At 33.8% G+C, this 20845-nt stretch carries 16 protein-coding genes and 1 pseudogene; 12 read left to right on the forward strand and 5 right to left on the reverse strand.

The genetic code is table 11. The features are described from left to right. Positions 1–16: 16 nt before the first annotated feature. The 10 genes from pglZ (at position 17) to C1A05_RS00450 (ending at position 15000) form a co-directional block, all read left to right on the forward strand. Entirely contained in the window at positions 17–1921 is a 1905-nt protein-coding gene (gene pglZ, locus C1A05_RS00405; RefSeq protein ID WP_102026200.1) for a BREX-3 system phosphatase PglZ, read from the forward strand. Positions 1922–1934: 13 nt separating this feature from the next. Beyond that, positions 1935–2648, forward strand: a complete 714-nt coding sequence (locus C1A05_RS00410; RefSeq protein WP_102026201.1) for a hypothetical protein — start codon at positions 1935–1937, stop codon at positions 2646–2648. A 121-nt stretch (positions 2649–2769) separates the two neighbouring features. Continuing rightward, entirely contained in the window at positions 2770–5988 is a 3219-nt protein-coding gene (locus C1A05_RS00415; RefSeq protein ID WP_102026202.1) for a DEAD/DEAH box helicase, read from the forward strand. A 19-nt stretch (positions 5989–6007) separates the two neighbouring features. Next, a complete protein-coding gene (locus tag C1A05_RS00420) occupies positions 6008–7672 on the forward strand; it encodes a GmrSD restriction endonuclease domain-containing protein (protein WP_102026203.1) in 1665 nt (554 codons plus the stop codon). A gap of 23 nt (positions 7673–7695) precedes the next feature. Further along, positions 7696–8112, forward strand: a complete 417-nt coding sequence (locus tag C1A05_RS00425) for a hypothetical protein (RefSeq protein WP_102026204.1) — start codon at positions 7696–7698, stop codon at positions 8110–8112. A gap of 13 nt (positions 8113–8125) precedes the next feature. Next, the gene (locus C1A05_RS00430) at positions 8126–8344 is read left to right on the forward strand and encodes a hypothetical protein (protein WP_102026205.1); all 219 of its coding nucleotides are present in this window, start codon (positions 8126–8128) and stop codon (positions 8342–8344) included. Between the two features lie 31 nt (positions 8345–8375). Further along, positions 8376–12098: a YecA family protein gene (locus C1A05_RS18220; protein ID WP_234998232.1), complete on the forward strand. Its 3723-nt coding sequence runs from the start codon at positions 8376–8378 to the stop codon at positions 12096–12098. A 192-nt stretch (positions 12099–12290) separates the two neighbouring features. Beyond that, positions 12291–12629, forward strand: coding sequence for a hypothetical protein (locus tag C1A05_RS00440; protein ID WP_102026206.1), 339 nt, complete (start codon positions 12291–12293; stop codon positions 12627–12629). A gap of 150 nt (positions 12630–12779) precedes the next feature. Next, positions 12780–14078, forward strand: coding sequence for an AAA family ATPase (locus C1A05_RS00445; protein WP_159461946.1), 1299 nt, complete (start codon positions 12780–12782; stop codon positions 14076–14078). A gap of 13 nt (positions 14079–14091) precedes the next feature. Next, on the forward strand, positions 14092–15000 hold the full coding sequence (locus C1A05_RS00450; protein WP_102026208.1) for a DUF4435 domain-containing protein: 909 nt from the start codon (positions 14092–14094) through the stop codon (positions 14998–15000). Between the two features lie 502 nt (positions 15001–15502). On the opposite strand, the gene C1A05_RS00460 is transcribed toward C1A05_RS00450, so the two are convergent. Next, positions 15503–15880 (reverse strand): VOC family protein, encoded by a 378-nt coding sequence (locus C1A05_RS00460; protein ID WP_102026210.1) that lies wholly within the window; start codon positions 15878–15880, stop codon positions 15503–15505. A 245-nt stretch (positions 15881–16125) separates the two neighbouring features. Beyond that, positions 16126–17007: an AraC family transcriptional regulator gene (locus C1A05_RS00470; protein ID WP_200816453.1), complete on the reverse strand. Its 882-nt coding sequence runs from the start codon at positions 17005–17007 to the stop codon at positions 16126–16128. Positions 17008–17278: 271 nt separating this feature from the next. On the opposite strand from C1A05_RS00470, the gene C1A05_RS00475 reads away from it, so the two are divergent. After that, positions 17279–17551, forward strand: a complete 273-nt coding sequence (locus tag C1A05_RS00475; protein ID WP_102026211.1) for an Atu4866 domain-containing protein — start codon at positions 17279–17281, stop codon at positions 17549–17551. Between the two features lie 2 nt (positions 17552–17553). After that, a pseudogene (locus C1A05_RS18510) lies at positions 17554–17628 on the forward strand (oxidoreductase); the annotation flags it as partial. Between the two features lie 126 nt (positions 17629–17754). On the opposite strand, the gene C1A05_RS00480 reads toward C1A05_RS18510, so the two are convergent. The 3 genes from C1A05_RS00480 to C1A05_RS00490 all read right to left on the reverse strand — a co-directional run bounded on the left by C1A05_RS00480 (position 17755) and on the right by C1A05_RS00490 (position 20613). After that, the gene (locus tag C1A05_RS00480; protein ID WP_102026212.1) at positions 17755–18423 is read right to left on the reverse strand and encodes a P-II family nitrogen regulator; all 669 of its coding nucleotides are present in this window, start codon (positions 18421–18423) and stop codon (positions 17755–17757) included. Beyond that, entirely contained in the window at positions 18413–19906 is a 1494-nt protein-coding gene (locus C1A05_RS00485; RefSeq protein WP_102026213.1) for a DUF1538 domain-containing protein, read from the reverse strand. Before C1A05_RS00485 ends, C1A05_RS00480 begins: the two co-directional genes overlap by 11 nt. A 149-nt stretch (positions 19907–20055) precedes the next feature. Next, positions 20056–20613 (reverse strand): tyrosine-type recombinase/integrase, encoded by a 558-nt coding sequence (locus C1A05_RS00490; protein WP_102026214.1) that lies wholly within the window; start codon positions 20611–20613, stop codon positions 20056–20058. Positions 20614–20845 lie beyond the last annotated feature (232 nt).

Here is a 20845-nt window from a genome sequence, read left to right on the forward strand (position 1 = left end):
AGGAGTTGTGGAGGAAATGAATGGTTGGCGACAAAAATTAATATCACAAATTCCTTTTCAACAACATAAACTTCTTTTTGTGTACGATCGGGATGACATTTTATCTGATGAGGAACTCTTATCATACCTACAACAAAATGAGGTAAATGTATTTTCATTTAAGGATCGTGCCGAATTAAGAATTCATTATGAAGGGCAGTTGGAGTATTCTAGCGGTAAATGGATTTATAAGTATGTGGGGGAAGGGTCGTTCACCTTCCCTTTCGACATGCTTAATAACCAGGAGCCGATTGAGTTAACTCTTCACATTGCTTTTCCAAATCTATCATTACCAATATTACATCAGCTTGATCATGATGTACTTGATGGGGTATATAAGGTTTCAGATTCTTTACAAAGTCCTCTCACCGATTCAGAAACAATGGAATTTCTATTAAGGAGGGTGTATAAGCTTTCCTTTGACACGATTGAAAATGAGGTGGAATGGCTTTCTTTCTTGATACAATTACATGACCACCGATTATCAATACCGAATGTACTAATTGATTTTATAATAGAACATATATCTTCAAAATCAGTACAATTTCAGGATCTATTTCCATTAGCATACTTTAAAAATAAATTTATGGAATTTTTGCAGAATCATTGGGATGAATATGTGAAAAAAAATATTAATCAAGATATATCCATACAAGAAGGTACTACGTCAACCTATCATAAAGATCATCTGTTTTCATATGAATCAATGCGTAGAATGATCCAGCATTATTTCATTGAAGGAAAGCTCCTTCCTATAGAAATTGATAAGGAACGCAATATTCCAGTTTGGGCGGAACATGGTGTGAAGCAAAAGTCTTATCAGCCATTAAAAGATATTCATCATCTAGGTGAAAAAATTGAATTGTTTTTGGAGGAAGGAAAGATTCAACATAAAGATTGGATTGAGGTAGCAGGTCTTTATGGTCAAATGAAAATGCTGCAAATCCAGTACGGAGTCGGTGAACAGATTGTAAATGAATTTGATGAGAAAATAAATCAATTATTTCAAGATTGGATGCTGTTGAACTATCAAACACTAGCAAGTTTTTCGCCTTATATCCGACCGGCTATGGTTCATCATGTTCTCCCGTATATGCAATTTCAAGAAGAACGAAAACAAGTAATAATAGTTTTGGATGGTATGAGTTTTGTTCAATGGAAGCAAATAAAGCAGGCTCTGGATGTTTCCTTTGTGTCTGAAGAAAATGGTGTCTTTGCTTGGGTTCCAACTATAACTGAAATTAGTAGACGTTCTATTTTTCACTCGAATATCCCTAGACTTCAATCTTCAATTTCTGAAGAAAAGGCTTGGAGGCAATTCTGGAAACGAGAATCGATTGCTGATATGCACATTACTTTTGAAAATCACTTGGCTCAAGGAGAATTTGATATAAGTCAAATTGCTGCACTACAAAAAACAAATACAAAAAAAGCTTCAATAATTTTACGGAATATTGATGCTCTTACACACGGTGCAATTCAAGGGTTAGAAGGAATGTACGCTGAAATTGATGTATGGTTGAAATCAGGCTATTTACAACAACTCATTCTTAAGCTGGTAGAGGAAGGGTATGCAGTATATATTACCTCTGATCATGGGAATACAGAAAGTATTGGGATTGGTAGACCAAGACAAGGATCATTGGTTGAAACGAAGGGTGAACGTGTTAGAATATATAGAGACCAAATGTTTCGGGATGAAGCTGCAAGTCTATATACAACTATTAAATGGCCCAATGATGCTTTATCCAAAGAACATTACTATTTACTGGCAGAAGCAAGAGAAGCGTTTGTAACTAAGAATGAACATATTGTAAGTCATGGTGGTATCACGTTAGAAGAAGTGGTTGTACCATTTATTAAAATAGACAAACGCAAATAAGGATGGATTCAAAATGAAAAAAGCAGTTGGATTTGATCAAAAAATCCTTCTTCATCAATTAGATTTTATAGCAAGAGAAATTCCACGAACAGTATCTCGTCAAGAATTGTATGAGAAAGTTGAGGAATTTTTAACTGCTGATATTGCTGGTCAGAAATCACGATTAAATGCAAGAACTATCCTTTTTAAGATATGGTATCTAGTCGAGGATCAGAATCTACATTTACAAAGGGAAGCTTTACGTTTGTTTGACGAAGTGACGCAGGAGGAGCGTAAAGTATTGCATTGGGGAATGACATTGCTGGCGTATCCCTTTTTTACAGATTTGGTAAAGGAACTTGGTTTACTGTTTAAAATACAAGATGAAGTTCCTTCAGAGCAGTTATCAAGAAAGATCAAAGCTTTGTATGGGGATAGAAGAAGAGTTGAAGTGTCTACAAGTGCAACAATGACTAGTCTACGTTCTTGGGAAGCTGTTGTATCAGAAAAAAGGAATTTACAGGCATTGCCATCCAATCGAACTGTCATAAGATCAGACCAATTAAAACAGTGGACAGCTGAAGTATTAATTCGGGTTTTACAAGTTACCTCATTACCAATTGAGGAATTTAAAGACCACCCACTTCTATTTCCGTTTCGCTATGATATTACGACAGATGAATTGGATAAGAATCGTTTTGAAATTATTCGACAAGGTGTCAATATGCGGATGATAAGTCTTAAATAAATGATAAAGTGAAATTGACCTATTACATATTTTGAGTAATAGGTCATTTTTTCGGTAAAATGAGAGAAGGAAATGGAAATTTTCTGTATAATTATAAGAAAATAATACTAAAGGTGATTATATGATTAAGGTTGGAGATATTGTAAATGGTTCGCATTTTCCAGAAACAGTAGAAATTAAGCAAGTAGAGTCGTTCGGAGATGAATATTTTTCTGTAGCAGCAACTGGTCGGGATTCACATACATATTATGAACGAATGCTAGAACGTCATGAATTGTTATCCTTAACTAAGGTTAAAGGTGAACGTGATGAAAATGATGAGGTTGAGCCTACTGATATTCAGCATCTCCTTCAATATTATACATTTCAAGTTGAAGAGAGGTATTCGAAAGGAAGAGCATTAGGAAATAAAAACTTAATGCCTTTACCACACCAGATTGAGGCTGTTTATAGTAAGATGCTTCAAGTCCCGCAAGTTCGTTTTCTATTAGCGGATGATCCAGGTGCAGGAAAAACCATTATGTCAGGTATGCTTATTAAAGAGTTGTCTGCTAGGGAGAGCGTAAAACGTATTTTAATCTTAGTACCACCTCTAGTTCTTAAACAATGGCAGGAAGAACTACATGAAAAATTTAATGAACAATTTTTTATCATTAATCGTTCAGTAGTTCGGCAATATGGTGGCAAAAATCCATTTATAGAACATGACTTATGTTTGGCTTCAATTTATTGGGCAGCTCGGGAAGACGTTAAAGGCTTGGTGCAAGAAGCGGATTTTGATCTAGTTATAGTTGATGAGGCTCATAAGATGGCTGCATATACTCATGGAACCATTAAGAAAAAAACGAGTAAAACGAAGCTTTATCACTTGGGAGAGTCAATTTTACGTAAAGCACAGCATTGTGTTCTTTTAACGGCTACTCCTCATAAAGGGGATGTTGAAAATTTTCGACATCTCATGAGATTAGTTGATTCTGATATTTTTTCAAGTGTCACAGTAAATGAATCATTGAAAGAAAAGTCCAATCCTTTTATTATTCGGAGATTAAAAGAGAATTTAACAAACTTTGATGGTACACCACTTTTCCCGAAGCGAGTAACGAAAACGCTTCAATTCGATCTATCCGAAAAAGAGTTAGCCCTCTATGAAGCTGTTACAGAGTATGTACGTAATCATTTCAATCGTGCAATGAGTAACGGGAATAACAGTACAGCTTTCGCCATGATGTTATTGCAAAGACGGCTATCTTCTTCAACTGAAGCTATCCATCTCTCGTTACAACGAAGAAAAGAACGCCTGGAAAGTTTATTAAAAGAAACCGAGCAAGAGCGGAAAAAACTAGTTAAAAAACTACAAAAGTTAGAGATAGATGATTTTGATGATGAAGGTTTCGAAGAACAGCAGCGATTAGAAGCTTCACTTGAACAGGCAGTAGATTTAATTGATACAGAAGAACTAAAAATTGAAATAAATGAGTTAGAAAAGCTGCTTCAGCAGACAAGTTATCTACGTTTAAATATGATGGAGCGTAAGTATGACGAATTAGAAAGAACTCTTTTTGGAACAAACGGTTTACTAGAAAAAGGTGAAAAAATTTTACTCTTTACTGAATCTACCGATACTCTGAATTATTTGGAGCGACGATTAAAGGCACGCATTCCTGTGATCGCAAAAATTATTGGGAAGTACTCAATGGATGAGAGAAGAAGACAGGTTGAGCTTTTTAGAAATGAAAGTCAAGTGATGCTTGCTACGGATGCCGGAGGAGAGTCTATAAATCTTCAATTTTGTAATCAGATGATAAATTATGATATACCGTGGAACCCCAATAAATTAGAGCAAAGAATGGGGCGTATTCATCGAATCGGTCAGAAGAATGAGGTTGCAATTTTCAACTTAGTTGCAGCTAATACCCGTGAAGGGGATGTAATGATACGTCTATTAGAAAAGATGGACAGAATGAGAGAAGATCTAGGATCTGACCTTGTTTATGATTTTATTGGTGAAATCCTTGACGATGAGTATGGTAATCTAGCTAATTTAATGGAATCAGCAATTCTTAATAGGGAAAATTTAGATGACATCATTGCAAAAATGGATAAAAGTATGTCCGAAGAGCATCAAAGATTGCTTAAATTTTTTGAAGAAGAAAGAATTGCTGAACAGGCTTTCGACCTGCCTACTATGAGGCGCGAACAACACGACCTATTAATTAAAAGGCTACCACAGCGGGTTTATGTCCCTTTCGTAGAGCACATTTTTCAAAAGAATAATATTCGAATATATGATTCGTTTGAAAATAAAGTGCACAGGATTGATAGATTCCCTAAGTATATTAGGGAGATAAGTCGGAAATATCATTTTGGGATTGAGCAGTTGAGGGACACCATTAGATTTACAGGATATACAGAGTATGAAACGGCAGAAGTTACTCGACTAGATAGCGATCATCAATTAGTTAAACTAGGAATGTTTTTAAGCAAAAAGGGAGCGGAAGAACATTCATTTAAGAGGTTTTCAATATCATATCCAGTTTTAGAGCCTTTGTCCGTAAATGTGTATTCAATCATTATTACAGATGGGACAGGTGCTGAATTAGCAAAGGATCTTCTATTTTTAGCTAAGCGTGAAAATGGAGAAGTAATGCTAATGGATTCCTATTGGTTATTTCGGCAATTTACTGGTGCAGTCATGCAATTTGAAAATAAAACGTATCCAGACATTCAACGTGATGCCGTGAAAGCAACTATTGAGCTACGGAATCAGGTTAAGAAACAACGGGAGCAGCAGCTAGACAAGGTTGCAGATTATCTTCAAAAAACGTTTAAGAAACAAATTGATGACATATTAGATAAGCGGTTTATATACGAACAAGAGAATATGGATAATAAAAACAGCGCGTTAATCAATCAAATGAATGCTAATTTAACTGATACTGAAATTAGACGTGACGAACGCCTCATGATGATTGAACGACAAAGAAACATTGGAATGGAGCCACCTAAATTACTAATGCAGCTTGAATTAACTCCAAATCATCAGTTAAATAGACTGTTTTCAATAGATTACAAGGATATTGTAGAAAAATACGAACAGAGTAACGGAAGAGGTAATTTCAAAACCTTTAATACATTCGCTTTAGTCGACTTTTATAGTGAGCGATTCAATGGTGAACCTAGATTTATTATTGTAACGGATAGAGAAGATTACTTGCCATCAGAAGATCATTTAGAGGATTTACAGGATATTTTAGATAAGGTTTATATTTATGTTGTGCATAATGATGAAATTGTACAAGAGAGAGCAATGAGAGATGAAATATTAATTTATAAACAATAAACGTTCGGGGTGAGAGTTAATGAAAAATCAAAGAGAAACTATTCGTAGGATGGTAGGGTATTTAAATAATGAGGAAAAGGATGGGGGCTTCTGGCTGCCGAATATTCAAAGACCATTTGTCTGGAAAGAGGAGCAAACAGAGCGTCTATTTGATTCAATTCTTAGGGAATATCCTATTAGTACGTTGCTTGTTTGGAAGACTAAGAGCAGTATCAAACGTCGGGAATTCATCCAAAACTATAAAAAGAAACAGAAGTTGTCGGATTTTTACGTATTAGAGGATTCAAGAATAAAGATGTTAGTACTAGATGGTCAACAACGATTACAAAGTTTGTTCATTGGCTTGAAAGGTAGTTACGAGGGTAAAGAATTATATTTGGATATTTTAAGTGGTGATTTAACACAACCTGATGATATTAGATACCGATTCAAGTTTATGGAAAAGGACAAGGTTAAATTCCCTTGGATAAAGTTCAAAGATATCGTATTTAGTAATGAAGAATACGATGAAATCAGTGAAAGACTCATAGATAATAGCAATATGGATCTTACTAGGGAGCAAGAAAAGCGCATTAGAAGAAATGTTTCTAAGATAATTAGAATCTTTACATCGGAAGAAACCTTAGTTTACCAAGAGTTAGATAGTGTAGACAATCAAGAAGCATATACTGAAGATGATGTTGTTGAAATTTTTATAAGAGCCAATTCTGGGGGAACAGTTCTAGGTAAATCAGACCTTTTATTTTCACTTCTCTCTGCTAGTTGGTCAGAATCCGATGAAAAAATGGAGGAATTGTTGGAGGATCTCAATAACACGGGATATAAGTTTAATCGTGATTTTGTACTAAAGACATGTCTTGCTTTACTTGATAAAGGGGCAGCTTATAACGTATCAAAATTCAGGGATGAAACGACGAGAGAAGATATTTCAAATAAGTGGGATGACATTGCAAATGCTATAAAAGATGTGAAGGATTTCTTATATGGCAAGACTTATTTAAGATCCGACAAAGCTTTAACATCATATCTTGGGTTAATACCGGTGATATATTTCAGATATCATTTTAAAAACAAGTGGGCAAATGTGAAGATGCTAGATGAGTATATTCTAAGAACTCTACTAACAGGTGCGTTTAGTGGAAGTCCAGATACGGTTATTGACCGTTGTATTGACACTGTAAGAAAGGCGCAGGATTTCAAAGTAGATGAGTTATTTGATGCTATACGTAGAAGCGGAAGAAACTTACAAATTGATGACGATACAATTCTCGATCTTTCTTATGGCTCGAAGAATATTCATCTCATATTTAATTTATGGTACAAGGATTTTTCATATCACCCGGCGTTCGTTAATAATCAACCGCAAGTTGACCATATCTTCCCTCAAAGTGCTTTAAAGACAGTAAAGAAAGTAAACCCTGAAACAGGAAGAAAGGTCTTAAAATATAAATCTGAAGATCGTGACCAAATTGCTAATTGTATGTTATTAACACAACAAGAAAATGGTTCTGGTGGCAAAAGTGACACTCTTCCAGAAAACTGGTTTCAAGGTAAAACAGATGGTTACTTGGAAATGCATTTAATTCCGAAAGACAAAAACCTATGGAAAATAGAAAACTATGAACAATTTTTAGCGGAAAGAAAGAAGTTAATACTGGATAAGTTTAAGGATTTACTCTACTAATCTATTGTTGAGGAGTTAAGACTATGGAATATAAATCAGTAGAAGATATTTTTCCTCTTATGAAAGATGAATACCACCGAAAAATGGCATACAAAATCTACTACTATATAGATGGGAATTTTGATGATATAGAAATTGTTTCCCTTAGAAAATGTATTTCGATTGCAAAGAAAGGTTTTATAAAGTTTGCTACGATCACGACAGAAAATGGTAATGCACTATTACTGCATTTTCCACCTGAAATTAGAGATAACCTCTTAACACGAAAAGATGAATTTAGTGTTCAGTATGAAAAGCCAAAGCGGGAACTGTATATAAACCAAATCAATATTCCTTTTGCTTACATACAGGATGTGAACGAGTTACAAAAGTTAATTAAGATTGCTTATGATAATCCAAGAATGAAGAGGCATAGAGGTAATCAAAAAAGCTCTCTGTGAGGAAGGTGAAATTATGTGGATGAATGTTGATCACCCGACAAAAAGGATTACGTTTCATGGAGACAACTGTGTTTTTATTGCTACAACAGATTCAAAGTACAAAAAAGTTAATGGTCTACTTCGTGATGGTGGCTGGCTTTATTTTAAAGATCTTCAAGAGGCACAATCCTTTTATGAAGAAAATTATAAGGAATATAAACGCGGAAGTTGTAATGGTTGCAAAGAAGACTAATTAAAAATTTTTAATGGTTTAGGAGATTAAAATGGTAAAAGTAGGTAGGAATGATCTGTGCCCTTGCGGAAGTGGAAATAAATATAAAAAGTGTTGTATTAATAAGTCTGGTCGTAATATCTCCAATGTAAATACTATACCAATTGAAAATTCTGAGTCAGATTTTGAATATATTGAGGATAATTCAAAGAAACTTGAGAAAGTTATTTCTCAATATACCATTGAAGATGTAACAAGGGCTATTTTCTGTATTAATTCATGGGCAGATAATCGTTCTGCGTTAGCTCAAACATTAACGCTAAATCAGTCATTGAGTAATATTAAAGAGTTTGGAAAACAAGATATTAAGGAATATTCTGAGTTTAAAGCGTTTTTTGATGAAATTGCTATTTATTTGCCAATCACATATAGAGAAGATTTGACATTAAATGATTTTGGCGAAGTGAAGATTAATGTTGATGGTGAGACTTTTCCGGTGATTCTTGGTACCGGTCATGAGCAAGTGTTTGGTGTTATGCACTTTATGCCTGTATTAGCAAGAGTTACGGAAATGACAGCTGACCTTAAAAATAATTTACATTATAATCGTATAATAATTAATTCGCTTGCTGATAGTAACACTTCATTTAATGAAAATTATGATATAGCTTTTGAAATTCCTTCCGAGCAGTATTGGCTTGCTGTGAATTCTCTTTTAAATTCAAAGGAATTTATAAAACACGCCAACCAAGCTTCTCAAATAATGGGACATCAAAAAGGCCCAATTGAAATGCGCCATTTTTTCGTATATAAGGGAGATTACTATCCGCTTTTTAATACCTCAATAATGGTAGATTTTTATAAAAGGCTTCTTTCATTGGCGACAGCGGAGGAATACAATCGCCATATCAACTTGACATTTAGGAGTCTGTTAGAAAATTCCTTTAATTTTTCGGATAATACTAGGTCAAGAGTACTTATTGCTCCTAAAGTTTTTAATAGAAGCACAGGGGAACTATGCACTGACAATCATTTAGCATTTATGACTGTCAGTAATGACAGAGTGTTAGTTGCGATAAATAAAGGAGACTTTAATAATGTTGATAGCATTAACAATGAAATTAATTTAATAAATTCATTGCATGAAAGAAATCAACTCCGTTTCTGTGAAACGATATACAGAAAAGAGCTAAAAGGTGGATATGCATTTGATGTTTTAGCCGAAATGCCAGTATATATCTTGTTGATTGAACCGCTCACTGATATATCTGCACATGGAGCATTATTTGGTAATGCTACAGAAAATTTCTCATGTTCTGCTCTTGATTTGTTTTATATGTTGGGCTTTATGGAAGATTTCAATGAGCTGTTAGATTTTATTGAATATGAACAGACAGAAGAAGCCCAAATAATGGCCATCGGTGGAAAGAGCAATCTCTTTTTTTCTTGGAAAAATGCACACCAACATATTGCATCAGGCGCAATTGAGTTCGGTCTAATTTCTGTATCATATGGAAGTGCAGATCATTACGTGTTTGAATACTTTACAAACAACCTGAATAATTACCCTTTTAATTTACAATCTGAAATGTTTGCTAACCCACTTGATTGGAAAGTTAAAGAAGTGGATTTGGGATACTCACATTTTGATCACAAGGGATGTCGAGGTTTCGGGGGAGAGGGTAAGAGGATTGGAGCATCAACTTTTCTTTTTCTTGCCCACAACGTAGAGTTTTTTATAAAAGAAGACTTCACGCATGATAATCATGCTGCACTAAGAACTATTGATGACTTAAATCAGCGTCTTTTTAATAGATACGGAGAAATACTTGCCTCGTCATCACTCCTAAAGGGAAGAATACTGCAAGTTATGTATATGCCCATGCATTACGCAAAAGGAGTTGACCATTCTGGATTTACTTTAGACAAGGATAAAAAATATGTCTTTAGTGACATTTATGTCGGAACAGATACAATTATTATTAGATATGCAGTTAATATAGATAAGTTAATGTCGAGCATAATGAATGCTAGCGATAAAAGTATAGAATCGGCATATTTTTTGGAGTTAGTTTCTCCTCTGAAAAAATATATGCAGTCTTCCTTTGAAAAATTAGAGTCGATTGTCAAAAATGACTCTTCACTAAAAAAAGAAGTGGGCGTATTTACAGTAAAACTAGACTACTATTATTCTGATATGGCGCCAGATATTCAAATAAAAGCTCAAAGCCTTGTAAAAGCAAGGAAAGAAATTGCAAAAGTTTGTTTTGAAGCAGGTGTAGAGACTGGAGAATATAGAGGAAGAAAAGCGACCCGCGCAATAAGAAAAATGCAGACAGAAATTGTAAAAGTTTTTGAGAATCAAATATCACAATATGACAAAATAAACTTACACAACAAAGTTTTGAACTATTATTCTACTCAATTGCATGGGATAATTATTAATCTCAAACGATACTCAAGTTTTAAAGACTTAGATCCTTTAGTTCAAAGTGAATTTGAGGAGAAAACAAGAAATATTCGGGAAGAAAATAGGCGAAATCTAAGAACGGCTCAGTATCTTTTAGAGAGTAACCTTGCAGTCCAGCGTCAAGAGAACGACAGGTCTGACTGTGATGATGCTGAATTTCAAAATTTATTGGCATTTGCTGATTGGCTAGTTGTACTTCAAGACAATGCCGATAATTGCCATTTCTCGGATCTTGATGTATCTATTCAAATTGATAATGAATACAAGGTCGATACTGTTTTGTCTCAATATAGTAGTCTGCAGTATGAGGAAATGATCCTGCGAAAGTATGGACAAAATGATTACACAATTAAAAACGACGAAATAGACAAAGAGTACCTAATTCAATGTTCAAAAGCTTTTTTAGCAGATACAGGAATAGAACTGAGCTTATTAATATCTTTACTTGAGTACCTACAACTAGAAGTCGTAGAAAAGCCATTTGTAAAGGAGATATATCCAAATGTTTTCGAAGCTCCAAAGGCTGATCTGATAAGTGATTTCTTTAAACTGTTAATAGAGCATAAAGATATGGAAAAAGTTGAAAATGCTCTACATTTTATTACACTTGATTGTAGTAAATTAAAATTTTTGAATGGAACAAATCATGATATTTTACCATTTTGGGATCGAGAAAACCGTAAAGATAGATTTGATATTAAACCTATTATAATTCAAGACAGTAAATGTATATTTTCTCCAGTTGTTATTAAACAATTAGCTACATCTTGGAGAAGTGGATTACTAGATTGGTATCCACCTTACGAAATAGGCTTACAAAGTGTAAAAGATGTACTAACAAAGTGGAAAAAGAGATATGAAGATGAGATGGTGAAGGATATAGCTAACGCATTTACAGAAAAGGGGTTTCACCCTGTTTTTTCTGATTTTGAACTAGCATTTAGATATCCTAAAAGTGAATTCCCCGATTACTTAGGTGATTATGATGTTTTTGCTGTTAATCAATCAAAAAGAGAAATATGGATAATTGAAAGCAAAGTTCTACAAAAAGTAGGATCAATTTACGAGGATCAAATGCAGCAAAAAAGCTTCTTTTTCCAACATAAAGATGACGAAAAATTTCAGAGAAGAATTGACTTTATGAGGAATAGCTTTTCTAAAGTAATATCTGTTTTAGGTTTAGAAGCTATGGATTATGAGGTGATACCATACATGGTAACCAATAAACTATTTACTTCTAGGTATAAGAAGTTAGATTTCTCAATAATATCCTACTATGAATTAATGAAAAAAATTGAAGATTAGGTTACATTGGTGAAAATCACCATATGAGGGTAGTGTTGGGCAGAAATAGTGCATTTCTCTCTTTATTTGAAACGAAAAAGATAGAATTAAACAAATCTAGCCCATAGTATGGAAGAAAAGTGGATGTTTCCGTGAGGACATTCGATTGGGATATTAAAATTAAGAAAGTGATTAAGGTTTGGAGGGATAGAAGTGGAAAAATTACCAGAGGTTAATAGTTTAAGAAATGCTGTTCAAGAAGTAGTCAAGAATAATAAGTCTATAGGATACAATCCCACCCGATTTATGCAAATAGTATCCGTAAATGATAAAGAACTAATTAATGTGTGTACTAGTTTAGTGAAAAGCCAAGATGCTCTTAGTGCAATATTCGACGCATTATTAAAATATCCAAATCTTTTAACTCTTGAAGACCTTGTTGGAGTTTATGGAGACCAATGGGGATTTGATACCGAGATTATTGAGGAAGCTAAAATAAGGAGCAACGCTTATGATGAGATAATAGGTAGAAAACGATTTACAAAAAGTTAAACATTTTATTGTATGTTAGAGAAAGACCTATAAACTAATGTGTTAGATAAAGGCTTATTAAGTTCACATTCAATTTATTGAAGGTGTTTGTGCCTGAGTAAAATTTAAGATATTTATAATGAGTTAATATAGGTGAAAGGAGAATTAAACGTGATTAAATTCAAAAAAATTATTATTAATGGATTTAAGGATTCATCAAGGGAATTAAAGTTAGATTTTTCAAACGAAATGATATCTGTCATTTATGGAGATAATGGTAGCGGCAAAACAACACTCCTTAAAATCCTACATGGTTTATTATCAAAAGATGAGAAGCTGCTATTAAGAGAAAAGGTAAAAAATATTACTATTTATTTTACTGAAGGAGATATCTGTAACTCTGTAACTATATCACTTGAGCATGAATTTCTTGACAGTGATGAGCTAGAAGAAGGGAAATCAATATATAATTGGTCAGAATTTGATAATTCCTCTCTCTCGGAAACCTCCTCTATCCTATTTGGCGTAAATAGAGGAATACCTAGTAGACTAGGTATAGATGATCACGATGTTTATAGGTTTATATCAAGGAGCAATTATTATAGAGATGTGTTTAAGGAAAGTGCGATAGCAAGAGAGTTCTCTAGAGATTTGAATAGGTATTTACGTAATCAAGACATTCAAAATAAGAGAAGTTATTTATTTGATAGAAAGATTGCAAAATTCGATAAGAAACATTTATTGGTAGACAATATAAACATTGAAACAATTCAAGAGATTATATTCAGGAGATATACAATAGCTAAAAGGATCTCGTCCGAAAGAGTTCAGAAAGCTCTTTTTGACACATTATCTTTTGCTATAAACCCCGAATTTAATAGTGGGGGTTATGAATACTTAATGAATGAAGGAGATTTTATCAATCAATTATCAAATAACAAAGACAAATTATTAGAGGCATTATCAAATGCTGCAGATAATGGTCTTAGAAATGAACTATTAAACATATTACAAAATAATGATCTAAAGGAAATAATGGAATACTGTTCTAAAAGTGATCTTCTCTCCAATTTACTGTATAGAATGATACATGAACTAAAAGAAGAGGAATATATTTTAGAATCAATAAGTACCTTAGAAGATATCTTTAATAGTCATTTATCTAAAAATAAGAAAATTGTTATTACAAACGATGAGGTGTATATTAAATTAGAATCTGGAAGTCATAGTTTAAATGAGTTATCTAGTGGAGAAAGGCACCTTCTTACTTTTTTAACAATGTTCCTTATTGAGGGAGCAAGTAAACAATTTTTAATAATTGACGAACCCGAACTATCCCTAAATATTAAATGGCAGAGAGAAATATTGCCTTTGTTACATAGACTGGCTCCAACTTCTCAAATAATTGTTGCATCTCATAGTCCTTCTATAGCTAAAAAAAATACAAACTACCTTGTAAGGTTAGATTGAGGATAAATAAAGTATGAAACATGATTTAGAAGAATGGATTACTGAAGCTATAATGGCAGATACACCCGTAATTATAGTGGAAGGACATGATGATATTCAATTCTATGAAAGATTAATTATTGACATGGAAAAAGATGCAGTTGTAGAGGCAGTTGAAAATATTGAAGGCTATAATGAAGGTTCTGATGGAGTAATTAATTGTATAAAAGATTTACAACAAAAGTTTGATGAGAGAGATGAAAATAAAAAATATATTTTGGGTATTATAGATAGGGATGCTAGGTTTTATAGAAATGAAATACCTGATTATTTAGGTTTACTAATACTTAAATTCTATTCATTTGAAAGTCACTTTATAACACAAAGGAACTTAATAGAGTTAATTCCAAATCTAACATATGTTAGTAAACGAAGTGTAGACGTAAAAACTATTAATTATATTGAGGATGAACTTTATAAAAGGGATTTTGTGGATTTGTATTATTTTTCATTAGAAGCACTTAAGAATTCATGTGAAAGAGAATATACAGGTATTGTAAGTTATAGTGATGAAGCAGGGAGTATCTTCTCTGAAGGATATAAACCGATATTATCAGAAAAAATATATGCAAAAAAAAATGAATTAGATGAATTTGCTATATCTAAAGGCATAACCTATGGTGATTTAAAATATATTGCAAAAGGAAAATGGATACTACATGTTTTTAGTAAGTATTTAACATCTAAGATTAAACAATTAAAGGACGCATGTGAAAATAATGATATTAATAAATGTAATTTTTGTTTAACTGGTGTAAACCATAAGTGTTTGTGGAAGGTCAAAGGAAACTTTCAGCATGGACATGTTAGCAATATAATTACAAATTATATTGATGAAACTGAGATAAAGTATATAAAGGATCGCTTTAAGCTTCTTGCATAATGATTTATTATATTAACTTAACACAATCATCAGGTAAAGAAATATACCTACCATTAATATAAACTGTGATAGGATATGATCTAAAATAATCAATTGAAATTATCGTTCCTTCCTTATAAGCAACATCTTTGTATGTGGAATGGAAGGGGAGTAAACCTGTTACGAAAATTTGATTTCCAATTTCAAAAGGCATTTAAATCACCCTAATAATAAAGTTTATTAAATATATTATTACCAAATAAGACGGTAATGAAACGAGTTTTTTCTATATTATTCGTTGAAATATAAAAATATGATGGCATTCTTAAAAAAATTATTATGGGCAGAGTGCTATTAACTCTACCCTTTTTTATTAGTTTACCCTATCCAATGTTACGGTGAACCGTATCACAAATAACGGTGAAGAAGAGAGCGGAAGCAACTCCAGATAAAGCAGTACTCAAAGACTACATTAAATTGAAGGAGACCGTTCATGTGTTTAAACGGTCTCCTTTTCCTATTCTTAAACTTGAACTTCACTCATCAATGCAAGCGTATTATCTTCTGTATCTTTAAAAAATACCACCCATGTTTCCGTTTGTCCCATTTTCGCTACAGCATATGGTTCATCGATAAAGATAACTTCTTTATTTACTAGGTACTCATACGTTTCTTTAATATTAGTGACTTGAAAATAAATAACCGAACTTGAGTGGGCAAATTCTTCTTTTTCAGGCAGTGATAACATTAGGCGCAATCCATTACATTCAAAGAAAGCCATACTATCAGTGTTAAATAAAAGAGGAAGACCTAGTTTTTCTTTATAAAAGTCTAATGCTCTATTCAGGTCTTTAACAGGTACACCAATCTGTCCAACTTTTTGAACGGTTGCCGTTTCCATATACATTTCTCCTTCCTAGTTTCTATTCTATACAAGAATTTCATCTAGTTTTATAGGTTTATCAAAATAAGATCTAATATAATCATGTGCAATACTTATCCTTCTAAATAATTGCTTGCGTGTAGCATTCTATTTCTTTATATGTATTTGATTGTTCAATCCGATTCGAGCAATAATTGACTATTTTAGTTTAGCAGTTACAGAGTTGAGCTCCAAATACCTATTTCGTAGTGAAAACATCATTTTTAAAACGTTTCCCGCAGACGTCGTATATCTTTCATTGGGGACAGGCCAAATCTACGGCTGTATTCCCGACTGAAATGCGATGGACTTTCATAACCTACCTGGAACGCTGCCTCAGCTGCTTCCAGGTTTTCTGTTAAAAGCAATCTGCGTGCTTCCTGCAATCGGAGTTGTTTCTGATACTGGATTGGACTCATGCCCGTGACTTCCTTGAAATGATTGTAGAAGGAGGAGGAGCTCATACTAGCTTCTTTCGCCAAATCAGCAACCTTCAAGGGCTGATTGAATTTTTGGTTCATTACCCCAATCACCTTTGCAATTCGATGCGCCTGAGTACCTACAAGTGCAAAATGCCTTAAGAAACCATTCTTTTCATTCTGTAGAACCCGGTAAATAATTTCACGTATGATACTTTCGGCAAGGACTGGTATATCCTTTGGGTTCTCCAATAATCGAATAAGCCGTAATACTACTTCGAGGAGCGGGTCATTTATCCGGCTGATTACCAGTCCACGTCCTGGGGAGCTACTAGGTCTATCTTGTTTCGATGATTGAATGACTTCAAAGATCTGACTCATTTCAAGCTGCAATTGAATACATAAATAAGGTTTTTCTGGTGTAGCCTCTACAATTTGTCCGGTAATTGGTAAATGAACGGAGGCAGTCAAATAACTGGCCGAATCATACTTATAGCTTTCTTCCCCGAGCAAGACCAATTTTGAACCCTGTGCCACAATACATAGGGAAGGCTCATAAACAGAGTAAACAGGTTCGGAAATTTGGGAGGAACGAACAAACCTTAGACCTGCTATAGACGTCTCGTGCGTTCCATCCGTCGTTACATTTCGCTCCATGAACTCTGCTAATTCCTTAATTCGCTCCATGGGTAATTCCTCCATTTTTTCCAGCAAAAATTATCTATCTCTTACATACTATACTATATTATTTGGAGTATTAGGCAATGATTGTGTAATTTCCAGCTACCCCCTATTCGGCTCAAAAGTTCATAATGAGTTTAGGGTGAGACACTTACCTTGGAGGATAAGAAATAAAGAAACAAATCAAGTTTCTGAGACTCGCTCTATGGTTCGCTATATTTTATCCTGCAAAAAATGGAGTGCCATCCATCGTTTTAATAGGAAAGGAGATTATGAAATGAAAAAAGAACAGAAACATTCACATCCCTATTTGGGTACATGGGTAACCGCAGACGGCTATATACGTCATGAGCTGCTTCCGAACGGACGATACGACGAAGCCCGTGGTGACCGCAAAAGTGCTTACCAAGGCAAATATACCATCAAGGGCAATCATATCGACTATATTGATGATACAGGCTTTACTGCTGATGGTGATTTTATTAACGGGGTGCTTTACCATGCGGGTATGGTGTTATATCTTGAAGATCCCAGTAAAGGGAGCAAATAATAATTTCTGCACTGAATGGAAAAGTTGTTGTGATTACAGGAGCAAGTAGCGGTGGTGAAGCAATAGCCCGACTGCTTACTAACTTTCTTTTCTTTAACCTATACTAGTTAACCCAAAAAAAGCTGATTAACAAAAGTTAATCAGCTTTTTAATCGAAAAAGTCTGCTTACTTGTACTTTCAGCAGAATGGAAGATTAAAAAAATTATTTATACAAACCAAACGTATTATTTACATCTTGAATAAAGATAATCCCATTTCCAGGTTCATCAATCTTAAGCTTATTTCTTATGGATGAAACTATATTTTCCGTACTTTCTCTTTCACTAAGGATCAAAACTATCTCTTTTTCAGGCTCTATATCCATAGCAAATACCTTGCTCGTCTCATGAATCCCGGAGCCTCTGCCATTAATAATTGTGCCCCCTTTAGAGCCTGCCTCCGTCGCTGCATCAATAACTTCCTCGGCATTTCCTTTTTCAACAATCACCGTAATTGCATGATACATAATAGGATCAACACCTCTTTCTTGTTTCAAATGACTTCCTTTATAATTCCTCGCCCCAAGTATTTCACACACAGAAATGCTAAATGCAATACCTTGATGTTTTTTAATAAATTTGAATTTGTTATCAAGTTGTTCGATTGCATAATTGGCTGTTTTCCTATTAGAAACCATCAAAACAATCTCTTTCCGAACATCGTTTATTCCTAAAAAATCTAAGAGGCGGTTTTTTAATGTCCCTTTACCTAATAGCACTGTTCCACCTGAAACGCCATGTTTCTTAGCTGTTTGTACTACTTTACTTCCTAAACCAAAGTTAACAATAACGCATACTAATTCTAGTTCAGTTAGATCAGAATTATTGGACATCTTTTACTTTGCCTCCTTTTCTAGCTTTTAACTTAAATATAAAACCAACTATTTGTAATGTGATTAACGGGGTTAATGCTACAAGTGCAATCATACCAAATCCATCTATTAATACGTTTGCACCCTCTATCGCTTCCGCTGCACCTTGTACAAACGCCAATATAAATGTAGCAGTCATTGGTCCTGATGCAACGCCTCCTGAATCAAAGGCAATTCCGACAAATAACTTAGGTACAAAATAAGTCATAGCTATAGCGATAATATAACCTGGTAAAAGGTAATGCCATAATTGGAGCTCTGGAATAAGTATTCTTAGGATCGATAAAGCCACGGCAAGACCAACCCCGATACAAAGAGAAAACATGACAACCTTTCTTTTTACATACCCGCTAGTAACATCCTCTATTTGATGCGTTAATACATGTACTGCTGGTTCTGCAAGTATCGTAACAATTCCAAGAACAAAAGCTATAATTACAATATATGATTTATTATCTAAAGATGCGATTGAGTGCCCAATAGCCATTCCAACTTCCATAAATCCCGCGTTAACACCAACTAAAAACAATACAAGACCTACAAATGTGAATGCAATCCCTATTAATATTCTACGAACTGCTTTTAAAGACATTTTAAACGAAATTTTTTGAAATACAAGGAAAATTATTAGAATTGGTAAAAGCGCCAAAGTTATTTCTTTTGCAATGATAGGAAATTCGTGTAAAAAGTGGCCGAGTATCGACATTGAACCAGCTTCACTTTTTTCAGCGCTCCCTGATATTTTATCGGTCTGTGCAATAATGTTCATAATCATAACAGCGATAATTGCACCCGTTGAAGCAATAGCAACAAGGCCAAAGCTGTCCTTCTCAGAAGCTTTACTATCCTTTTTTAATGTGGAAATTCCTAGTGCAAGTGCCAGAATAAAAGGGACTGTCAACGCTCCGGTTGTCGCTCCAGAAGCATCGAAGGATATAGCTAAAAATTCTGGTGAAGTAAAGATAGCAAGAGCGAAAATAATTAGGTATAAAATAGTTAAAACTTTATACAACGGAATATTAAAGACAATTCTAGCAAGCCCTATGGCAATTAGTGCTCCAATACCTATGGAAACAACAATCACAATACTAGTTTTTGAGATTAGACCTGATGTAACTAGATCAACCTGTCCGGCCAATATGTGTAAATCAGGTTCAGCAATAGAGATGAAAAAACCAAGTAACAGTCCAGCAATCACAACAATCCAGATCTTGTTTGACTTTGCCATTGATTTCCCCATTATTTTGCCGATAGGTGTAATTCCGATATCTACACCAAATAGAAAAATTGATAATCCAATAATTATCAAAAGAGCGCCTATAATAAAGCTGATTATTAATGATGAATCCAATGGAGCTAATGTGAAGTTTAAGATTAGTACCAATACCGTTATAGGAAGAACGGCATACAATACTTCTTTTATCTTTGAAACTAGTACATTCAATTAAACCCATTCCTTTCTATATATATGTAGGTATTTTTTATTGGCTTTGATACGTGACAATTTAGTAGAAACTAAAAAGGAGATTTGAAAATGGCGGACAACAAAAGGAAACATTACGTTTAAGAGAGATATGAAAGTAATCTTAAGTGTCATAAGTTGACATCCACTTTAATTAATTGTTCTTCCTTTTTATCTATACCAATGTAACTAAAGGTCTCTGATGTAGAATGATGATTAAATATTTTCATTAAGATTGAAATGGCAATTCCTTTCCGGTATGCATGATATCCAAAGGTTTTTCTTAGCGTATGGGTGCCTATTTTTCCAGTTACTCCAGCATTTCTAGCTGCTTGGTTAATAATGCGATAGGCTTGTTGCCTGGAAATAGGCTGGTTTTTCTTCTTAGATTTAAAGAGAAAATCATTCGAAGATAAATTTTGCATAGAAAGATATTTTTTAAGCTCTTTCCTTACATTATGGTTTAAGTAAAAAGGCTTATTTATATTGGATTCGGTTATGTATATAAACTCCTTTATCTGTTCGTTGCTGTCACATACATCATTGACAGTTAAAAATAGTAAATCGCTAATTCTTAATCCTGTATTAATCCCTAAAACAAAAAACAAAAGGTCACGCTGTGAATGCTTTAATTCATGTTTTATTGCATGTATTTCTTTAATGCTTTTTAATGGACTGACACATTCCAAGTAAAATCCCTCCTGACCTAATGTTACATAACTATATTTTATCTGAATTTATGTAACATTACCATTAATAAGACGTTTGATTGCTTTCTGTTATCGAAAAGTTTAATCAAAAGAAAAATCCCACAAAAAAGGTGGAAATTATTGGATTCAATATTATATACGTGTCATAATCATTTTCATCTTCTCATTTGCAACTCTTTACCTATTACATATATATTTCAATTCTATTAAA

The organism is Salirhabdus sp. Marseille-P4669, assembly GCF_900240405.1.
In the GTDB taxonomy this organism is placed as follows: domain Bacteria; phylum Bacillota; class Bacilli; order Bacillales; family Alkalibacillaceae; genus OEQK01.